The sequence below is a fragment of the Shewanella xiamenensis genome (genome assembly GCF_024971755.1).
Taxonomy (GTDB): domain Bacteria; phylum Pseudomonadota; class Gammaproteobacteria; order Enterobacterales; family Shewanellaceae; genus Shewanella; species Shewanella xiamenensis.
The window spans coordinates 1,483,161-1,504,781 of sequence record NZ_CP079718.1 but is presented as its reverse complement, the minus strand read 5'-3'; the positions used below and the strand labels follow the sequence as shown (position 1 = coordinate 1,504,781).

Genomic DNA, 21,621 nt, shown 5'->3' with positions numbered 1-21,621 from the left:
TGCCGAGTGAAATTAAGGGATAATTTTAAACGAAAAACCATAGACCGCTTGGACTATCGCTATCATCTATTACTGCTGATAGTGCCAATACTGCTATTCGTCTTATTGTTTGTGTTTAATGCTCCCACCGAAGGCTGGACTATCCTTCCGTTGCTGTTTGTCTGTCTTATCTATGTGTTTGCCTACAGCTTAATTTATTATCTTCATCAGGGTCGCTTAACACGGCTATGGCTGCATTTAGAGCAAGTGGTAAGTATTAACGATGCCATTTACGAGCTTGCCCACCTGTCGAGCCAGTATAAAAATGAACATGCATTTCTCGATGCCCTGTTGAATAAAGCCGTCTGTATTATTAACGGTGCAGAAATGGGCAGCATTATCAAAGTCAATGAAGATAACCATAGACTGCATTTCGAGTCAGTAGTTGGACTCGATCTTAACAAGCTAAAACAATTGAATTTTTCCCTTGAACAATCCTTCGAGTATCGACTCACCAAGGGTAAATGTGACCGTGTAGTCGTTGTGGATGATATGAAAAATATCAATGCCGCAAGCACGCTAACAGATGAACAGCAACAGGTGCTGCTTACAGCAGCCAAGCAACCGATACGCTCCACTCTCTCCAGCCCAATACGGATTGATGGCAAACTTTACGGTATGCTGAATCTCGATAGCAGTAGTGTTGGCGCCTTTAACGACTACGACCGTAATTTGGTCTCTATTCTTACCCACGAGGCCAGCAACGCCATTGCCCTGTATCAAAAGTCATTACAAATCACTAAACTCGCCAACTTCGACAACTTAACCGGACTCTATAACCGTAAAAACTTCGAAGATGCCCTGCAACATTGGCAACCTAAGGCTCAATTAGGCAGCTTTTTAGTGATCATTGATATGGATAATCTCAAAATTATCAATGATCAACAGGGACATCAGGTCGGCGATGTGGCAATAAAAGAAGTCGCTAAAACAATCCTAGGTTTCTGGAAACACAAAGGCATTATCTCTCGGTTTGGTGGCGATGAGTTTGTCGCCCTATGCCATGGCCCGCTTGAATTACTCGAAAACGATCTGGATGCCATGCGCCTTAAGTTACATCATGAGTCGCCGCTAAATCTCAATTTTAGCGTGGGCATCGCCCCTTACGATAATGATTGGGCTAAGTCTTTTAAACAGGCTGATAATGCAATGTATGAGCAAAAGCGCGGTAAAAAACAGGCCATTAATGCACTCGAAGCCATAGCGGCTAATAATCAGCTGCCGCAATAAACATTCGGCAACAGCTTATAGTCAATAAGCTCCTCGTACATGGGCGCAAGGTTAATCAAAAAATAGTCGCCATAACCAAGAAGAATCTAAATCCTCCTTGCAGGTTTTATACTGAGCCGCATAACGTTTGGCTCTATCATCCACCTTAGCTGCAACCTTGACTAACCAAGCCTTAGACTTATAAGAGCCTCGACGATAACCTCCCCAACCTTCGTGGTAATTGAGGTACTGCGCCTTCGCATCCCATTTAGAAATTCCATTGATTTTATTGGTCTTGTAAATAAACCAGCCCATAAAATCCATGGCATCATCAAAATTACTGCGCGAAGACCAACTATTACCAGTCTCGCGAACATAGTCATCCCACGTCATGGATTTGGCCTGCGCATAACCATAGGCATCACTGGCTCGGCCAATGGGAATAAAGCCTAAAAAGTACTGCATAGGCGGCGCCGCATTATGTTTAAACGAGCTTTCTTGATACATCATTGCCAGAGGCACATGCACGGGTACACCCCATTTATCGCGGGTATCCTTTGCGGCTTCGTACCATGAACGATGTTCTTGGAAAATATCGCAAATATTTTCAGGAGATTTAGGCGGAGAAGTGGCGCAGCCAGACAGTAAACCTATGGATGTACATAACAGAGTTGTCGAAAGCCATTTCATTAAGCGCTTGTTCTCCAAAGAAGTAAAACTTGCCCATCATCGCACAGTGATAGAATGAGGCAAAGCACCAATCCTGTTTTTGGCGCTAAGATCACCTTAGCACCTATTTTCAGGTCATACTCATTAACAGAAATGACAATCCATTGTTAAAACGAACTATTTTGTTTCAGGACTTAAATCAAACTGGCATTCATGATTTTCTTGTTGCCACACACCTGGCTCCCAATAGTTGGTATCTTTACCCATGTAGCGTTTATCCGTGTGGAATAATGCCCCTATGTGGTAACGCTGATGCCCTTCGACCACTAACGTAAAAGTTTTTGGCGTTCGCGCACTAAGGGACACCCCAAGGGATGGAGCATCAATTAACTCGGCAACGGTAAACTCATATTCCCCAGGTGCTAATTGATAATTAGGCTTTGAGACCACAGGCTTACCATCTAGATGAGTCACCACCACTCGATACCAATGGGTACTAGCATCGGGTTGTAAATAGCCCGATACCGTACCACAACTTAAATCATCTTCAGGGGATGAAGCGCAACCTGAGAGTAACGCAGTAGACCCAAGCAAACAGGCAGCGAGAATAAATGTCCGCATCTTCACACCTTGACTCATTAGGCTGGCGCGCCGAAATAGTCAGTCAGATAATCATCAAAGGATACCGCACTTTGCGCCGCTTCGATGTCCGCTTGCTTGTTAAGCGATGCTTGTGCCTCAGCTTGATAATAGCTGACAACCTCAGCTGATAAGGGGTAATCCATAAAATATTGATGATATTGCTGTGCCAGTGACATCACCCATTGCCCATGATCTTGCCCCTTGGTTACCAATTGCTGAAGCACTTGGCCCGACAAGGTTTTTTGTGGGTCATTTACAGCTTCACGCCAATGGGCTAAGGCCACTTGGTAATCCTGTTTATCACCATCGAGTAACTTAGCCAATGAGTCTAAATGCTCAAAGAGATCCAAGAGCCACGTCTGCAATGGCCGCGTACCCGAATCGGTCATCAGCTCAAGCCCTGGCTTGCGGCCTTCAAGTACAACTGATTTTAAGTTAGCACTTAAACGAGCTTCCTCTGCCGCATCTGATTTAGGAGAATCTGTTAATAAACAATAGAGTAAGAACAAGTCGAGGAAACGCACTTGGCTAGCCTCTATCCCAATCGGGCTAAAGGGGTTCACATCTAATGCACGTACCTCAATATATTCCACCCCTGCGCGGGCAAGTGCTTCAGAGGGTTTCTCACCCGTCTTAGTGACGCGTTTAGCACGGATAGGCGAGTAAAATTCGTTTTCAATTTGCAGCACATTGGCATTAAGTTGACGATATTCACCATCCACCTTGACCCCAATATTGGCAAAATTTGCCGATGGCATCTTAATTGCCGCTTTAATCCCCGCCAAATACTCGGGCAGAGAGTTATAACTAATATTGAGATCTTCTTGCTCTTTGTTGGTATAGCCCAAATCGCTCATCCGTAGCGACGTTGCATAGGGTAAATACAGCGTGCCGCGTCCCGACTTTTCAAAACGTAAATCGGTCTTTTGACCCTTGATAAATGAGCTACACAACGCTGGAGAGGCGCCAAACAAATAAGGCAACACCCAGACCAAACGGCGATAATTGCGGATAAGTCCAAAGTAAGACTCGGAGATAAAATCCTCAAAGCTCAAGCCGTTATCGCTCAGTTCATAGAGGCGTTGCCACAATTCCCGCGATACCGAGAAGTTAAAATGCACCCCAGAAATAATCTGCATCAAAGCGCCGTAACGATAAGTTAAGCCCTTACGATACAAGGTTTTCATCTTACCCGTGTTCGACGTACCGTACCGAGCAATGGGGATATTCGCCTCATCTTTTACATAGCAGGGCATGCTCACGGGCCAAAGACGCTGACCATGCAAATGCCGCACACTAAAGGCATGGGTCTGGGTCAAGCCTTGCAATAACGGCTCAACCTGATTATTCACCGGAGTAATAAATTCAAGCAGTGCTTCACTGTAGTCAGTTGTAATACGCGAGTGAGTCAAGGCCGACCCTAACTCGATGGGGTGACCATCCAGCGCAAGGTAGCCAGACTCATCAATACGTAGCGCCTCACGCTCAATTCCACGTTGCATGCCAAGGAGTGCGGCGCGCCCTTGAGCGTCCGAGAAATGTTGTACTAATTCATTGAATGGCTTCAATTTGCGCTTCTCTGATTGGTGGTTCGCTATCGCGACAAGGTTAACAGTCAGACCTTTATTTTGAGGCTTATCTTTCAAAATACGCCTCAAAATAAATCTAAACCTGTCCATGGGGCAAGCCAAATTACATTCTTCTGCGATTAAACGCAGACGGTGACAGCTAATGCTGTCACCGCCATACACTTTAACACTTTAGACAACAGCCACTTTGTGCTGCACGATTAACTTGTCTGCAATTTATACCCAAACAACCTAAAGAGGTTGAAACTCGTATCTTTGGGTTTGTTAGGTATATATAAGGCCAAAAAGCTAATTTACAATACTAAAGTTTCAATTGGATAGCCTAAAGTTACCAAATCCGCTTCAATTTTAGCCTTGTCACCCACAACCAAGATGATCATTTGTGAGATATCTAGCTCGGAAGCCGCGAGGGCATTGAGTTCATCTTTTGTTACAGTATTTATAATTTTGTCCTGCTCGGTAGTAAAATCTTGGCTTAATTGATAACGCTGAATCATCCGCATAAAACCCGCCTTCTGATAAGGCGTCTCATAATCCAACGCCTGCCCTTGGGAAACCGAGTTTCGCATAAAGGTCAGCTCCGCATCAGTCATCCCTTGCTGCTGATAAGCTTTGATTTCTTTAATAAACTCATTTAAGGCTTTAGCAGTGACATCAGTACGCACATCGCTAGAGGCGATAAACTCCCCCGCTTCACCCGCTCCCGAGAAGCTTGTACGCGCGCCATAGGTATAGCCCTTATTCTCTCGTAGGTTAAGGTTAATACGACTATTAAAAGCCCCCCCTAGAGGGTAGTTCATTAAATACGATTTAAAATAATTGCCTGTTGCATCATAGGGTAAGGCGCGTTTCGCAATATTGATCACCGACTGGGCTGCGCCGGGTTTATCAATCACATAAATAGTGCCCCCTTTAAGTGCAGGGAATGATTTTAGTGGCGGCAATACACTGGCCTCACCTTGCCATTGACTTAATCCTGCAAGTTTTGGTAGCAATGCGCTTTCAGGCAGATTTGCCACAGTAATAATTTTGGCATTAGCACCACGATACTGCTCGGCGTAAAATGCCTTCACATCTGCAAGTGTCAGCGCGGCGACTGAATCTAACGTTCCCGCATCACTCACCCCAAGGGCGTTATTGTTACCATAGAGCAAGCTATACAGCGCAGCACTGGCCTGATAACTCGGATTAGACTGCATATGCTGAATTTGCTGGAGTTGTTGCTGTTTAACCCGAGCAAAATCGGCCTCATTGAAGGCAGGCTCAAACAGCTTTTCTTCTAAGATGGCTAAGGTTTCATCCAAATGCTCGGTGAGCGCTGAAACTTTAATCGTGCTTTGATATTCCGAAGCACTAAAATCGACCGTGCTACCTAACATCTCAAGCGCCTGTGACAATTGTTCACTGCTACGCTTTTGGGTCGATTCATTGAGCATTTCCGCAGTTAAGCTTGCCAGTCCCGCCTTTTCGACGGGGACGAGTCGATGACCACCGTTAAGATAAATCACCAACTCAACCGTTGGTGTCTCGGCGCTTTGAGTGCCCATCACTTCAATGCCATTGGCTAACTTACTGGTCCAGATTTGCGGCACTTTCAGCACAGGCGCAGCCCCCGTTGCGGGCATTTTTGAACGATCAAAGCTTGAAACCAATTTAGCGTTAGGTAATTCACCTTCAACCGCCGTTTGGGCGACCGGCAGCGTTTGGGCTGTGAAGTTATCGGGATGGGCAACTATGGCCTTCATACCCTGCGGCACCACACTCATCACCACCATAGGTTTGTCTTTGATGTATTTTTTAAATACGCGCATCACATCGTCTTTAGTGACATTAGCGTAACGAGCAAGGTCAGAAGCTATTTTATTCGGCTCACCAAACAAGGTTTGATTTAGCGCCAAAGTCGATACTTTTCCTTTGACACTTTGCAGGCCAAATATTCTATCGGCCTCAAACTGGACTTTTACTTTTTGCAAGTCTTCGTCGGTCACGCCGCGCTGCTCGAACTCATTAATAGATGCCAAGATCCGCTGCTCAAGCTCAGCAAGCGTCGTCCCTTTTTGTGGATTAGCTAGGGCGTAAATCGACATCTGGCATGCCAACTCCTGACAGGGTTGGCTCACGCTGGCCTGCACTGCATAACCATCCTTCACCAGATTTTTATAGATTAATGAGGTTTTCCCTCCACCTAAAATATTGGCTAATAAATCCAGCGCAGCCTCATCGGGATGACTGGCATACACGGTCGGAAACCCTATACGGATCAGCGGTAAATGTACGTTATCTTCCATCGAAATATAGCGGGTCTTATCAAGCGTAACTAAGGTCTTAGGTTCGGACTGAACCTCTGGGCCTCGGGGGATTTCGCCAAAGTATTTATTAACCCAAGCTAAAGCTTGCTGCTCATCAAAATCGCCACCAATCGTCAGCGTGGCATTATTAGGGCCGTACCAGCGCTGGAAAAAGTGCTTAACATCATCCACTGTGGCGCGGTTAAGATCCTCAGGCCAGCCAATAACAGGCCAGGAATATGGATGCCCAACTGGAAACATAGCTTGATTAAAACGCTCGCTCATTCGGCCATAGGGTTGATTATCAATCCGTTGAGCGCGCTCATTTTTTACCGTCTCGCGCTGCACTTCAAATTTCTCACTGGTCAGCGCGGGCAATAAAAAGCCCATACGGTCAGACTCAAGCCACAGCATTTTTTCGAGCTGATTGCTAGGGACAGTCTCAAAATAGTTGGTTCTATCAGTATTAGTGGAACCGTTAAGCATTCCACCCGCCTCGGTCACCACCTCAAAATGCTGCTCATCGGCAACATGCTCTGAGCCTTGGAACATCATATGTTCAAATAAGTGGGCGAATCCTGAGCGGCCGGCAAGCTCACGGGCTGAGCCGACATGATAAGTCACATCAACATGCACTAGAGGATCAGAGCGATCCTGATGCAAAATTACGGTAAGGCCATTAGCAAGCTGATATTTTTTATAGGGAATACCGACTTGTGAATCTGTGAGTTGCACATTTTCAATTAACCTTATACCTGTAGGTATTTGGGTTGAAGTTTCAGAGGCACAGCCTGCAAGTGCAGCGGAAATCGCAACCGCTAGTATCCATTTTTTCAAAGTATTCCCCTTATACATCAATGGGCTAAAAATTAGCTCAGCTCAAAACCTTTTATCCATAATCACTTAAGACGCTTAAATATCAGCAAAGTTCCAATTAATACAATGACTTCCTTTACTAAATCCCGCCCTTTAACCGAACAACTGCGTTAATAAATCAACCAAGCCAGTGTAATGTCACTGCAGCTACCATAAGATAACGAACTGTTTTACCGATAAAAATCATGCTCAACGCGGGTAACATGGGTAGCTTTAACCAACCCGCAAGTAAACATAATATATCCCCGATAATCGGTGCCCACGACAGTAATAAGGACCACACGCCATAACGCTCGATAAGTGTTAAGGCTTTGGCATGTTTGCCTTCACTCAATGCCTCTGGGGACTTAGCAAACCGCCCTAAACGTCCAAGATAAAAACTTGTCATCGCCCCTAAGGTATTACCAATACTGGCTACAGCAACTAATACTAACCAAGCTTGCGGGGCTTTATTTAACAGGGCGACGAGCAAAACTTCAGATCCACCCGGTAACAAGGTGGCCGCCAAAAAAGCTCCCGAAAACATGACAATTAAGTCCGACATAAAAACTTACTCTATGAAATTAATAATTTTTTACATTAAATATTGGGTTACAACCTTGACGTTAAAACGATGTAAAAACCAACTATTTCACAACAAACTCATTTATCACAATAAGTTATAAGAAAATCGGTTTGTTATAACCCTGTCACTGCCGATACAATGCCTTTAATGGCAGAAATTGTCCTGTACCTGACGCGCCGCTTGGTATAAGTTCATTTACTTCAAGTGGATACACATACTAGCATCTCAGGTCTATGGGCTTGTAATGATATATTTTTGGAAAACGCATGATCCTTCAAACTATTAGCCGCATCCCTTTTTGGCAAAAAGTCCTCACAGGCTTTATCTTAGGTGCGCTCGTTGGCGTGTTATTAGGCGAAAGCGCAACTGTGCTTAAACCGCTTGGCGATCTATTTATTAGCGCGATTAAGATGCTAGTTGCGCCACTGGTCTTCTGCGCTATCGTGGTAAGTATTACCTCGCTAGGCTCTCAAACCAATCTAAAACGCTTAAGCCTTAAGACCTTAGGCATGTTTATGCTAACAGGTACAATCGCCTCGTTAATCGGCTTAGCCGTTGGTTCGCTTATTGATATGGGCGGCACGATGCAACTGGCCACCACTGAAGTGCGTGAGCGCAATATACCCGGGTTTGCGCAGGTGCTACTCGATATGATCCCTGTCAATCCATTTGCCTCACTGGCCGAAGGTAAAGTACTGCAAATTATTGTGTTTGCTGCTTTAGTCGGGATTGCCATCAACAAGGTCGGCGAGAAGGCTGAGCCGCTTAAACGCACAATTGAAGCGGGCGCCGAAGTGATGTTTCAACTGACTCGCATGGTGTTAAAACTCACCCCAATTGGTGTATTTGGTTTGATGGCTTGGGTGGTGGGTGAATATGGTTTATCGACTCTATTACCTCTAGGTAAGTTTATCGCCGCAATCTATATTGCAGCCCTGATACATATGATTTTTGTGTATGGTGGCTTTGTGAAATTTGCAGGCTTAAGCCCTATGCAATTTTTCCGCAAGGCCATGCCTGCGCAATTAGTGGCTTTTAGTACCTCTTCAAGCTTTGGCACGTTGCCTGCCAGCACTAGAGCGGTTGAAACCATGGGCGTTTCTAAGCGCTACAGCGCCTTTGTTATGCCGCTCGGTGCCACCATGAACATGGATGGCTGTGGTGGTATCTATCCTGCAATTTCGGCGATTTTTATCGCGCAGATTTATGGCATTCCACTCGATACCTTAGATTATGTGATGATTGCCGTCACCGCCACGGTTGCCTCTGTCGGTACTGCTGGCGTGCCAGGCAGCGCAATGGTGATGTTAACAGTGACCTTAGGTGTGATTGGGTTACCGCTCGAAGGTATTGCCTTTATCGCCGCAATCGACCGTATTATCGATATGATCCGCACCGCGACGAACGTAACTGGCGATATGATGACTGCCGTTGTGATTGGTAAATCAGAAAATGAGTTGGATATTGAACAGTTTAATGCCAAAGATACTCAAGCATCGTTAGCCTAATACCTTGGATTGAATCACTGTATACAAAAAACCACCTTAACTAAGGTGGTTTTTTTAGCCCTTTTAAAAGCCATGCATGCTGGTGCTCACCCTAAACCAACCGGCAATACTGTTACGTTGCGCCAAGGTTTTTGTCACCTCATGGGGAAAACGCTCGCTTAAGAAAATCACAAAATGCCCCATTTTTGGCGCTATACGTTCAATCACATTATCGGCTTCATCGTAAATAATCAGCTCGCCGCAGTCTGCTGGCGTCCAATCCGGATTTAAGAAAAACACCGTGGTTAAGATGCGGTTTTGACTGCCTTTTAGCGCATCCACATGCTTCTTATAAAAAGCGCCGGGTTGATACACAGCATAATGACTTTCATAGTCAAACAACCCCATAAATAAGCGACGATTGAGCCCATCCTTTAATTGCATCATCAAATCCAAATAGAGTGAATCAGGCTCATGCTGCTCCTCTAACCACTGAATCCGATCACGACGAATATCGGGGTTAAGTTGTTGTTCTGCACCACGTCCGATGGAGGCCGCTTTCAACTCATGTATTTCTGTTGTTCGAACTTTTTCCAGCAATACTTGGCTTATATGACTAGGAACTAACTCGGGTAAAAAGATATAGCCTTTGTCTACCAAGGCGTCAGCGATCACATCCAGCACTGCTTCACTTAATTGCGAAACCATTAATGCTACATCCAATATAAAGAGGCTACGCTTTAGCTGTACTCAAGGGCTCAAAGGAGGGGAAACTGAGCCTGATTTTCGAGGGGCGTCGATACGGGATAAAGAAGTTATCCCACAGTCAAATGTGGCGGGATTTTAGAGTAAAGATTATCGAAAAACAATAGCGTAAAAAAAGGCTTGATAGGTTGCCCTACCAAGCCTTTGGCCCTTTTTACAATGACTCGTTTAGTCGACTAAACCACGACGTTTTAATAAGGCATCGGTCGTAGGTTTTTGACCAGTAAAGTGGATGTAATTCTGCATCAAATCTTCGCTGTTGCCTTTAGACAATACCGCTTCACGAAACTTATCGCCGTTTTCAGCTTTTAAGCCCCCATGTTGGCCCATATAGGCGAAGGCATCGGCGGCAAACACTTCTGTCCACAGGTAAGCGTAATAACCGGCTGAATAGCCACCCGAGAAGGCATGGCTAAAATAGCTCGACTTATAACGCGGTGGGATCGGCGCGAAATCGAGGCCGTGTTTGGCTAACACTTGATGCTCAAACTGTTCCACATCCTTGATTTGGGTGTCGGCACCAATCGAGTGCCATTCCATATCCAGTAATGCAGCCGCTAAATACTCAACAGTATCAAAACCTTGACCAAATTTATTCGAGGCTAAGATTTTATCGAGTAAGGCTTTAGGAATAGGTTCACCAGTTTGATAGTGCTTGGCGTAATTGGCAATGACTGCTGGGTCAATGTTCCAATCTTCGTTAACTTGAGACGGAAACTCCACAAAGTCGCGCGCCGTAGAGGTACCTGCCACACTCGGGTATTTCACCTTGGAGAATAAACCGTGCACCGCATGACCAAATTCATGGAACATAGTGGTCACTTCATCGAAGGTCATCAAGGTTGGGCCGTCAGCAGGTTTCGGGATATTCAGGGCGTTATACACGACCGGTTTAGTACCGAGTAGTCCGCTCTGAGTGACAAACTCATCCATCCAAGCGCCGCCGCCCTTGCCTTCACGGGCATAAGGGTCGAGATAGAACAGGCCAATTGAGCTGTTGTCTTTATCGAAAACCTCAAAGGCGAGCACATCGCTATGCCATACTGGTAAATCGGTGCGAGGTTTAATGCTAATGCCGTAGAGTTTGTTCATTGCGAAGAACAAACCATCCTTGAGCACTGAATTGAATTCAAAATAAGGTTTGATGCTGCTCTCGTCGAGGGCATACTTTTGTTGGCGCACTTTCTCGGCGTAATAAGCCCAATCCCAAGGTTGCAATTCAAAATTGCCGCCAGCTTTTTTGATTTCAGCTTGGATATCCGCCGCATCGACCTTAGCGTGAGCCAACGCCTTAGGCGCCAAGTCATCTAAAATTTCATACACTGCGCTTGGCGTTTTAGCCATTTGGTCGGCTACGGCATAGGCAGCCCAAGTATCAAAGCCGAGTAAATTAGCTTTCTTGGCGCGCAGCTGCGCCATCTTCACGATTAAAGGGCCATTGCTAGCAACGGCGCGGTGGGCCGAGGTTTCCCAGACTTTTTGGCGCAGTTCACGATTATTTAAACTGGCTAAAATAGGCTGGCGCGTCGTGTTCACTAAGGTAATCAAGTAACCCGTTTTACCCGCTGCTTGCGCTGCGACCGCTAAGGTCGCGATTTCACTGTCAGATAAACCGTCTAGCTGTGCCTTGTCTGTCACGACAATCACATCGTCTTTAAATGACTTTAAGCTGTTTTGGGAAAACTCAGTCGCAAGAGTGGCCAACTCAGCGTTGAAATCACGCATTTGGGCTTTATCGGCATCGGATAATTTGGCACCAGCACGCACAAACTGCTCGTAATAAAATTCGACTAGGCGCTTATCTTCAGCATTTAACGTGTCACGTTGTTGATACACGGTTTCAACACGTGCAAATAAGCTTGGATCTAAATAAATGTTATCGCGATGAGCCGATAACTTAGGCGCTAAATCCGCCTCCGTTTTTTGAAAATTATCATCGGAGATCAAACCCGCGAGGTTAAAGAAGGTGCGTGACACTCGAGTCAACAACCCACCCGACGTTTCCATAGCTAAAATGGTATTCTCAAAGGTCGGCGCCTGCTTATTGCCAATAATGGCGGCGATTTCAGCCTCGTGCTCTTTTATCCCCTGCACAAAGGCGGGGGCATAATCCGAGCTCTTGATCAAATTAAACTGCGGTGCTTGATCTTGTAATGGACTCTTGCTTAATAACACATTGGTCGCATCTATTTGAGCTGGTGTTGAAGCAGCTTTGGCTGCGACAGCATTAGTAGCTTCAGAATTTACAGCAGAATTTTCAGAACAGGCGCCCAATAACAACGCCGCGGTAACAGCGGTAAAAATAACAGACTTACGCATATTAACTCCCTTAAGTGTCACTGCCCTGTCTTTATATTTTTTAACTGAAAGGTGCGAGTAACGGATTTTGGCTTCTCTTCCAACGAGTGCATCTTCAAGGCACTGTCGTCGATGCACAACCTTAGCAAGTTAACCGCCATTCAGCCAAGCTTTCGACCAACGTATTCAAGGCTAAATTGTATCGCTTTATGTGTGACGAACCTCAAATAACATCATCAAGCGAGCACCACTGCCATGCCCACATTACATCTGAATAACAAAAATTATAAACAACATGATAAATATAAAAATAATTTAATTTAAAAATAATAAGTTACCTAAGAACAATTATAAAAACGCTAAAGGTTAACGCGATAACGATATAAAAATCGGCTTAAAACCAAACCATTTAAATAACAAATATTAATTATTTTTAACATACAACCAATCCAAGTGTTTATCCAATAGACAAACAAAAATCACGTCATATATCGGTTGTAATTTAATCAATCGAATTCATTGTCACAATTTAATACAGCCTTTATCCAATTAATGTCACATTCAGATCATCAAATGTCTTTATAATCCTGTTAGTTAACTTAATGCTTCTGTAACTAATCGTTTTCAGAACAGTTTCAGAATATAAGTTAACAGGATGATGGGCATGCTCAAAAATAGAGCATGTATTAGGGTCACATAAATATAAATAGAGAAAACTATGTTAAATAAAAAACTACTCGCAGTGATGATCACTGCAGCCCTTGGTGTAAGCGCCTGTGGCTCAGATGATGAGCCAATTGTTCAAGCGGATTTACGTGTACTAGAAACCACCGATCTGCACACGAATATCATGGATTTCAACTACTACAACGGCAAAGTCGATCCAACAATTGGTCTCGCGCGTACCGCAAGTTTAATTCATGCGGCTCGTCAGGAGTCCAAAAACAGTGTGCTCGTTGATAACGGTGACCTACTTCAAGGCAGTCCAATGGGCGACTATATGGCTAAAGTCGGTCTGCAAATGGGCGATGTTCACCCGGCTTATAAAGCGATGAACCTACTAGATTACGAAGTGGGAAATATCGGGAATCACGAATTTAACTATGGTTTAGATTTTTTAAATAAATCACTTCATGGTGCTAAATTTCCTTATATTAACGCCAACGTATATTGTGCTGATGAAAACGGTTGTTGGAATAATGTGAAAAAAGGTGAGCATTTATTCACCCCATATATCATTAAAGAAAAACAAATTATCGATAACGAAGGAAATAACCAAACCATTAAGATTGGTTATATTGGTTTTGTGCCGCCACAAATCTTATTGTGGGATAAACAAAATCTTACTGGCAAAGTTAAGGTTGAAGATATCGTCGAGACAGCAAAGAAATATGTGCCTGAAATGAAGGCGAAAGGCGCTGATTTGATTATCGCGATCCCCCACTCTGGTATCGGTTCAACAGAGAATCCTGGCGATCCAATGGCGGAAAACGCTACCTACGCGTTAACGAATGTAAAAGATATTAATGCCATTATGTTTGGTCACAGCCACTCCATCTTCCCCGATGCCAAATATGCCGACTTACCTAATACAGATGTGACCAAGGGTCTATTAAACGGCGTCCCAGCCGTCATGCCTGGACGTTGGGGTGACAACTTAGGTGTGGTTGACTTTAAACTAGAGCGTAAAGACGGTAAATGGATGGTACTTAGTGCAACGACTAAGGCTCGTCCTATCTATGATGGCGCAACTAAAACGCCATTAGTGGAAGCAGACGCTGCCATTCATGATGCAGTCGCCGCCGAGCACCAAGGCACACTTGCCTTCGTGGATGAGCCAATTGGGGTTGCTGCCGCCGATATGTATAGCTTCTTGACCTTAGTACAGGACGATCCAACCGTACAAATCGTTTCTGACGCGCAAATTGCTAACGTTAAAGCCAAACTCCCCGAGGCGTTAAAAGATCTGCCAGTTTTATCGGCTTCTGCGCCATTCAAAGCCGGTGGTCGCCACGGTACAACCAGCGATGCAGACCAATATGTACAAGTCGATAAAGGCGCATTGACCTTTAAAAACGCCGCCGATCTTTACCTCTACCCCAACACTATGGTGGCAGTAAAGGCCACAGGTGCAGAGCTGAAAGACTGGCTGGAATGTTCCGCTAACCAGTTTAAGCAAATCGACCCAAGTAAAACAACGCCACAGGAGTTAATCAACTGGGACGGTCATCCAACCTACAACTTCGACGTACTCGATGGTTTAACTTATAAAATTGATGTGACTCAACCAAGTAAGTTCGACCGCGACTGCGCTGTTGTCAACGCCAATGCTAACCGTATCGTCGATTTAAGCTATACCGATGAAAATGGCAAAGTATTCACTGGCGAAGAATTTGCAGCCAAAGAATTTATCGTGGCCTCAAATAACTATCGCGCCTTTGGTGGTAAGTTCGCCGGTACAGGCAGTGACCATGTGGTTCTGGAACTGCCAGATACCAACCGTGAAGCCTTAGCGGCCTATATCACGGCGCAATCTAAGTACAATGAAGCAACAGGCAAGTACGAAGGCATGGTAAACCCAAGTGCTGACTACAACTGGGATTTCAAAACCATCAACACGAATGTGACCCTTGATATTCGCTTCCAAACTCAAGATAGTGATAAAGCCGCAACCTTTATCGAAGCGAATAAACAACGCGAAATGACCAAACTGAGTAAAGATGAACTCGGTTTTGCCGTGTACCGCATCAACCTAAGCCAAGATAAAGCGAAGTAATTTGCGTTATTGCGCTTAGGTTAAGCCAAGGTCAGGCATAACGTTGTCTCGTACTTAAGCAAGAAAAGGCTCCCAGTGAGCCTTTTCTTTATTCTATATCGCAGCCAAATATCGATGATATAAATCGTGCTTTGGGCGCGCCTTTTGATGATCAACTTAGCTCTCCACTTTGTGTTAACGTCCATCTCACTTATCATTAGTGCGTGATATCAACCAAGAGAAAGCTTATGAAATCCCCTTCTATACTGTGTGCATCAACCCTATTGCTTGCCAGCCTACAACCCGTTTGTGCCGAAGTCATTCTACAGCTTCCAAGCGATGTCGAGCTGCTCACCGTAAATGGACAAAAGCCATTAAACACCTCACCTGTTACGCTAAGTAATGGATTGAACCAAATCGCTTTTCGCTATAATGCCCAGTATCGCAAACAAGCTAATTCGGTACGCTATCAATCGGACGTGCTGATCATTCGCTTTAATCAAACAGACCAAGAATTACATCTCAAACTGCCCAATATAGATTCGGCTAAGGCTGCAAAGCAATTCGATGAGTTACCATTACTCATGCTTTTAGATAAGCATAATCAAGTGATTGCGTTCGACCAAGATAGATTAGTGAAAAACGGGTTACAGATAGGCCGAAACTTCGAGCAGGAAATCTTTCAGTATAATCAGGGACAACATCCCGCCTCGATAACGTTTACCACTCAGCAAAGCCTGCCTCAAGTATCAACGACAACGAGTGCACCAACTCTGCCTGCCACCTCTTCTGCGACGTCCACTATAGTTACCACCACAGCAGTCGCATCCACAGCTGCAATAACACAAAGCACAGCGCCTGATTCACCAACTCAAGCCGAAATCAGCCATATGCTGGATTATTGGTATCAACTCGCCGATGACGTCACTAAAGCAAAGTTCAAAGCCAAAATTAATGGGCAATAAGCTTATTCGTTACTTTTTGCGTAGCAGCAAACTAGCATGGTCACGCTAACCCCAATTCAGAATAGAGCAGCCTAGGTTGCTCTTTTTATTGGCCTGATGTTATGTACCTAAATTTTTAGAGTAACCCAATCTAAAATGGTATCTAAGGGAGAATGTAAAAGTGAAAAAAGCAGAAACTGAAAACATCAAAAACAAAAAAGCCAGCTTATTCAGCTGGCTTCATTGTTTAATTAGGCGCTTGGCGATGACCTACTCTCACATGGGGAGACCCCACACTACCATCGGCGCGATTGCGTTTCACTTCTGAGTTCGGGATGGGATCAGGTGGGACCACAATGCTATTGTCACCAAGCAAATTCTTACGGGTTAATTCTACGTCTGACGGCATTGTTTCCTCACTCCAGTGCTCATGTACTACCGTACACTCCGCCCTTCGCTCGTCACGGCTTTGTCTGCCGTACAATTACCTGCGTAATTAACCTTTATTTGTTAATTCGGAAAGCTGTATTGAGTACCACTTCTTAAGTGTTTCTATTCAAGCTAAGTGCTACTTAGCAAAACCCATCTGGGTTGTATGGTTAAGCCTCTCGAGTCATTAGTATCAGTTAGCTCAACGCCTCACAACGCTTACACACCTGACCTATCAACGTCCTAGTCTCGAACGGCTCTTTAGTGGACTTAAAGTCCAAGGGATGACTCATCTTGGGGCTCGCTTCCCGCTTAGATGCTTTCAGCGGTTATCGATTCCGAACATAGCTACCGGGCAATGCCATTGGCATGACAACCCGAACACCAGCGGTTCGTTCACTCCGGTCCTCTCGTACTAGGAGCAACTCCCCTCAATCATCCAACGCCCACGGCAGATAGGGACCGAACTGTCTCACGACGTTCTGAACCCAGCTCGCGTACCACTTTAAATGGCGAACAGCCATACCCTTGGGACCGACTTCAGCCCCAGGATGTGATGAGCCGACATCGAGGTGCCAAACACCGCCGTCGATATGAACTCTTGGGCGGTATCAGCCTGTTATCCCCGGAGTACCTTTTATCCGTTGAGCGATGGCCCTTCCATTCAGAACCACCGGATCACTATGACCTACTTTCGTACCTGCTCGACGTGTCTGTCTCGCAGTTAAGCTGGCTTATGCCATTGCACTAACCGTACGATGTCCGACCGTACTTAGCCAACCTTCGTGCTCCTCCGTTACTCTTTGGGAGGAGACCGCCCCAGTCAAACTACCCACCAGGCACTGTCCTTACCCCAGATAATGGGGCCAAGTTAGAACATCAACACTACAAGGGTGGTATTTCAAGGACGACTCCATCAGAACTAGCGTTCCAACTTCATAGTCTCCCACCTATCCTACACATGTAGGGTCAATGTTCAGTGCCAAGCTATAGTAAAGGTTCACGGGGTCTTTCCGTCTAGCCGCGGGTATACGGCATCTTCACCGCAATTTCAACTTCACTGAGTCTCGGCTGGAGACAGCGTGGCCATCATTACGCCATTCGTGCAGGTCGGAACTTACCCGACAAGGAATTTCGCTACCTTAGGACCGTTATAGTTACGGCCGCCGTTTACCGGGGCTTCGATCATGAGCTTCTCTTGCGATAACCCAATCAATTAACCTTCCGGCACCGGGCAGGCGTCACACCGTATACGTCATCTTGCGATTTTGCACAGTGCTGTGTTTTTGATAAACAGTTGCAGCCACCTGGTATCTGCGACTCCCGTCAGCTTAGAGAGCAAGTCTCATCACCAACAAGAGCGTACCTTCTCCCGAAGTTACGGTACCATTTTGCCTAGTTCCTTCAGCCGAGTTCTCTCAAGCGCCTTGGTATTCTCTACCCGACCACCTGTGTCGGTTTGGGGTACGATTCCCGCTAACCTGAAGCTTAGAAGATTTTCCTGGAAGCATGGCATCAACTACTTCATCCCCTTGGGGACTCGTCATCAGCTCTCAGTGTATAGTGACCCGGATTTGCCTAAGTCACCCACCTACCACCTTAAACGCGGACTACCAACGCCGCGCTAGCCTAGCCTTCTCCGTCTCTCCATCGCAGTTAGCGGAAGTACAGAAATATTAATCTGTTTCCCATCGATTACGCCTTTCGGCCTCACCTTAGGGGTCGACTCACCCTGCCCCGATTAACGTTGGACAGGAACCCTTGGTCTTTCGGCGAGGGGGTTTTTCACCCCCTTTATCGTTACTCATGTCAGCATTCGCACTTCTGATACCTCCAGTGTGGGTTACCCCTTCACCTTCAACGGCTTACAGAACGCTCCTCTACCGCGCAACTCTAATGAATTGCACCCGTAGCTTCGGTGGTATGTTTAGCCCCGTTACATCTTCCGCGCAGGCCGACTCGACTAGTGAGCTATTACGCTTTCTTTAAATGATGGCTGCTTCTAAGCCAACATCCTAGCTGTCTAAGCCTTCCCACATCGTTTCCCACTTAACATACACTTTGGGACCTTAGCTGACGGTCTGGGTTGTTTCCCTTTTGACGACGGACGTTAGCACCCGCCGTCTGTCTCCCGAGTAGTACTCATTGGTATTCGGAGTTTGCAAAGGGTTGGTAAGTCGGGATGACCCCCTAGCCTTAACAGTGCTCTACCCCCAATGGTATTCGCTCGAGGCGCTACCTAAATAGCTTTCGAGGAGAACCAGATATCTCCCGGTTTGATTGGCCTTTCACCCCCAGCCACAAGTCATCCGCTAATTTTTCAACATTAGTCGGTTCGGTCCTCCAGTTGATGTTACTCAACCTTCAACCTGCCCATGGCTAGATCACCGGGTTTCGGGTCTACGCCTTGCAACTAAACGCGCAGTTAACACTCGGTTTCCCTACGGCTCCGCTATTCGCTTAACCTCGCTACAAAACGTAAGTCGCTGACCCATTATACAAAAGGTACGCAGTCACGGTCTCAAGAACCGCTCCCACTGCTTGTACGTATACGGTTTCAGGTTCTATTTCACTCCCCTCACAGGGGTTCTTTTCGCCTTTCCCTCACGGTACTGGTTCACTATCGGTCAGTCAGGAGTATTTAGCCTTGGAGGATGGTCCCCCCATATTCAAACAGGATATCACGTGTCCCGCCTTACTCGTTTTCATCAAAGGTTAGTTTTCGTGTACGGGGCTATCACCCTGTGCCGCTGGACTTTCCAGACCATTCCACTAACACCCCTCTGACTTAAGGGCTAATCCCCGTTCGCTCGCCGCTACTAGGGGAATCTCGGTTGATTTCTTTTCCTAAGGGTACTTAGATGTTTCAGTTCCCCTCGTTTGCCTCATTAAGCTATGTATTCACTTAATGATGACACCTTATGGTGCCGGGTTCCCCCATTCGGACATCGTTAGCTCAAATGCTTGTTACTAGCTCGCCAACGCTTTTCGCAAGTTACTACGTCCTTCATCGCCTCTGACTGCCAAGGCATCCACCGTATACGCTTAGTCGCTTAACCATACAACCCAAATAGGTTTCACTTACGTGAGCCACTTGAGCTGTTGCGACCAGCTGGTTTTACTTGTCTCATCTTCGACCAAGAAGATGGACTCGCCTTAGACTTGAATATTCAAGACACTTAACAAGTGTTTTAAGAACTCAATTTTTTCGTATTAACACAACGACAGACATCATTGTATTAATTACTATCAGCTTTCCAAATTGTTAAAGAACAATGCATACCGGCTCGCGGTGCATGTCGCTCTCCCTTCCCTTACAGGAAGTTCAACAAGCCATCTGTGTGAACACTCAGCAAACATCGAGTTAGTCGTATAGGTAAGGAGGTGATCCAGCCCCAGGTTCCCCTAGGGCTACCTTGTTACGACTTCACCCCAGTCATGAACCACAAAGTGGTGAGCGCCCCCCCGAAGGTTAAGCTACCCACTTCTTTTGCAGCCCACTCCCATGGTGTGACGGGCGGTGTGTACAAGGCCCGGGAACGTATTCACCGTGGCATTCTGATCCACGATTACTAGCGATTCCGACTTCATGGAGTCGAGTTGCAGACTCCAATCCGGACTACGACGAGCTTTGTGAGATTAGCTCCACCTCGCGGCTTTGCAACCCTCTGTACTCGCCATTGTAGCACGTGTGTAGCCCTACTCGTAAGGGCCATGATGACTTGACGTCGTCCCCACCTTCCTCCGGTTTATCACCGGCAGTCTCCCTAGAGTTCCCACCATTACGTGCTGGCAAATAAGGATAGGGGTTGCGCTCGTTGCGGGACTTAACCCAACATTTCACAACACGAGCTGACGACAGCCATGCAGCACCTGTCTCACGGTTCCCGAAGGCACAAGTCCATCTCTGGTCTCTTCCGTGGATGTCAAGAGTAGGTAAGGTTCTTCGCGTTGCATCGAATTAAACCACATGCTCCACCGCTTGTGCGGGCCCCCGTCAATTCATTTGAGTTTTAACCTTGCGGCCGTACTCCCCAGGCGGTCTACTTAATGCGTTAGCTTGAGAGCCCAGTGTTCAAGACACCAAACTCCGAGTAGACATCGTTTACGGCGTGGACTACCAGGGTATCTAATCCTGTTTGCTCCCCACGCTTTCGTGCATGAGCGTCAGTCTTTGTCCAGGGGGCCGCCTTCGCCACCGGTATTCCTCCAGATCTCTACGCATTTCACCGCTACACCTGGAATTCTACCCCCCTCTACAAGACTCTAGTTCGCCAGTTCGAAATGCTATTCCTAGGTTGAGCCCAGGGCTTTCACATCTCGCTTAACAAACCGCCTGCGCACGCTTTACGCCCAGTAATTCCGATTAACGCTCGGACCCTCCGTATTACCGCGGCTGCTGGCACGGAGTTAGCCGGTCCTTCTTCTGTAGGTAACGTCACAGATGAGCCGTATTAAGACTCACCCTTTCCTCCCTACTGAAAGTGCTTTACAACCCGAAGGCCTTCTTCACACACGCGGCATGGCTGCATCAGGGTTTCCCCCATTGTGCAATATTCCCCACTGCTGCCTCCCGTAGGAGTCTGGGCCGTGTCTCAGTCCCAGTGTGGCTGATCATCCTCTCAGAACAGCTAGGGATCGTCGCCTTGGTGAGCCATTACCTCACCAACTAGCTAATCCCACCTAGGTTCATCCAATCGCGAGAGGCCCGAAGGTCCCCCTCTTTCCCCCGTAGGGCGTATGCGGTATTAGCAGTCGTTTCCAACTGTTATCCCCCTCGACTGGGCAGATCCCTAGGCATTACTCACCCGTCCGCCGCTCGCCACCTCATAAGTAAACTTACTTGTGCTGCCGCTCGACTTGCATGTGTTAGGCCTGCCGCCAGCGTTCAATCTGAGCCATGATCAAACTCTTCAATTAAAGTTTTGTTGTTTCCGAAGAAACGACTCAATGAATTCTGAATCGACTTAACTTAATAAGTCGTTGTACATATTGCTATGAACACTCATTCATTGATTTAATTCTTTGATTACTCGCCAAACGGCAGAGTAATTTCGATTAACTCA

General features: G+C 46.2%; 11 protein-coding genes and 3 rRNA genes. 4 read left to right on the top strand and 10 right to left on the bottom strand.

Annotated elements, in window-relative coordinates; translation table 11 throughout:
• Positions 1-6: 6 nt before the first annotated feature.
• A complete protein-coding gene (locus tag KXJ80_RS07750; protein ID WP_218738099.1) occupies positions 7-1,269 on the top strand; it encodes a sensor domain-containing diguanylate cyclase in 1,263 nt (420 codons plus the stop codon).
• A 51-nt stretch (positions 1,270-1,320) separates the two neighbouring features.
• Here the strand turns inward: KXJ80_RS07750 and KXJ80_RS07745 are convergent, their stop codons facing one another.
• The 5 genes from KXJ80_RS07745 to KXJ80_RS07725 all read right to left on the bottom strand — a co-directional run bounded on the left by KXJ80_RS07745 (position 1,321) and on the right by KXJ80_RS07725 (position 7,856).
• A complete protein-coding gene (locus tag KXJ80_RS07745) occupies positions 1,321-1,938 on the bottom strand; it encodes a transglycosylase SLT domain-containing protein (RefSeq protein WP_218738098.1) in 618 nt (205 codons plus the stop codon).
• A 156-nt stretch (positions 1,939-2,094) separates the two neighbouring features.
• Positions 2,095-2,538: a hypothetical protein gene (locus KXJ80_RS07740; protein ID WP_370687122.1), complete on the bottom strand. Its 444-nt coding sequence runs from the start codon at positions 2,536-2,538 to the stop codon at positions 2,095-2,097.
• A 17-nt stretch (positions 2,539-2,555) separates the two neighbouring features.
• Entirely contained in the window at positions 2,556-4,205 is a 1,650-nt protein-coding gene (gshA, locus tag KXJ80_RS07735) for a glutamate--cysteine ligase (protein ID WP_218738096.1), read from the bottom strand.
• 236 nt (positions 4,206-4,441) lie between these two features.
• Positions 4,442-7,291 carry a M16 family metallopeptidase gene (locus tag KXJ80_RS07730; protein WP_259474648.1) on the bottom strand — a complete coding sequence of 950 codons (2,850 nt, stop codon included), beginning with the start codon at positions 7,289-7,291 and terminating at the stop codon, positions 4,442-4,444.
• Between the two features lie 139 nt (positions 7,292-7,430).
• Positions 7,431-7,856, bottom strand: coding sequence for a YqaA family protein (locus tag KXJ80_RS07725; protein WP_218738094.1), 426 nt, complete (start codon positions 7,854-7,856; stop codon positions 7,431-7,433).
• 287 nt (positions 7,857-8,143) lie between these two features.
• On the opposite strand from KXJ80_RS07725, the gene KXJ80_RS07720 reads away from it, so the two are divergent.
• Complete coding sequence (locus KXJ80_RS07720; protein WP_037421282.1) at positions 8,144-9,385, top strand: dicarboxylate/amino acid:cation symporter; 1,242 nt, start codon at positions 8,144-8,146, stop codon at positions 9,383-9,385.
• Positions 9,386-9,448: 63 nt separating this feature from the next.
• Here KXJ80_RS07720 and KXJ80_RS07715 read toward each other — a convergent pair whose 3' ends face one another.
• Positions 9,449-10,072: a 2OG-Fe(II) oxygenase gene (locus KXJ80_RS07715; protein ID WP_069454405.1), complete on the bottom strand. Its 624-nt coding sequence runs from the start codon at positions 10,070-10,072 to the stop codon at positions 9,449-9,451.
• 225 nt (positions 10,073-10,297) lie between these two features.
• Positions 10,298-12,448, bottom strand: coding sequence for a M3 family metallopeptidase (locus KXJ80_RS07710; protein WP_218738093.1), 2,151 nt, complete (start codon positions 12,446-12,448; stop codon positions 10,298-10,300).
• Positions 12,449-13,145: 697 nt separating this feature from the next.
• Between KXJ80_RS07710 and KXJ80_RS07705 the strand changes: the two genes are divergently transcribed.
• On the top strand, positions 13,146-15,203 hold the full coding sequence (locus KXJ80_RS07705) for a bifunctional 2',3'-cyclic-nucleotide 2'-phosphodiesterase/3'-nucleotidase (protein ID WP_218738092.1): 2,058 nt from the start codon (positions 13,146-13,148) through the stop codon (positions 15,201-15,203).
• Positions 15,204-15,430: 227 nt separating this feature from the next.
• Positions 15,431-16,147: a DUF2057 domain-containing protein gene (locus tag KXJ80_RS07700; protein WP_218738091.1), complete on the top strand. Its 717-nt coding sequence runs from the start codon at positions 15,431-15,433 to the stop codon at positions 16,145-16,147.
• 236 nt (positions 16,148-16,383) lie between these two features.
• Here KXJ80_RS07700 and rrf read toward each other — a convergent pair.
• From rrf to KXJ80_RS07685, 3 genes are all read right to left on the bottom strand, one after another.
• A 5S ribosomal RNA gene (gene rrf / locus KXJ80_RS07695) occupies positions 16,384-16,499 on the bottom strand.
• A 222-nt stretch (positions 16,500-16,721) separates the two neighbouring features.
• Positions 16,722-19,614: ribosomal RNA gene (locus KXJ80_RS07690) — 23S ribosomal RNA — on the bottom strand.
• A 318-nt stretch (positions 19,615-19,932) separates the two neighbouring features.
• Positions 19,933-21,475, bottom strand: a 16S ribosomal RNA gene (locus tag KXJ80_RS07685).
• The 16S, 23S and 5S rRNA genes sit together here, the layout of an rRNA operon.
• Positions 21,476-21,621 lie beyond the last annotated feature (146 nt).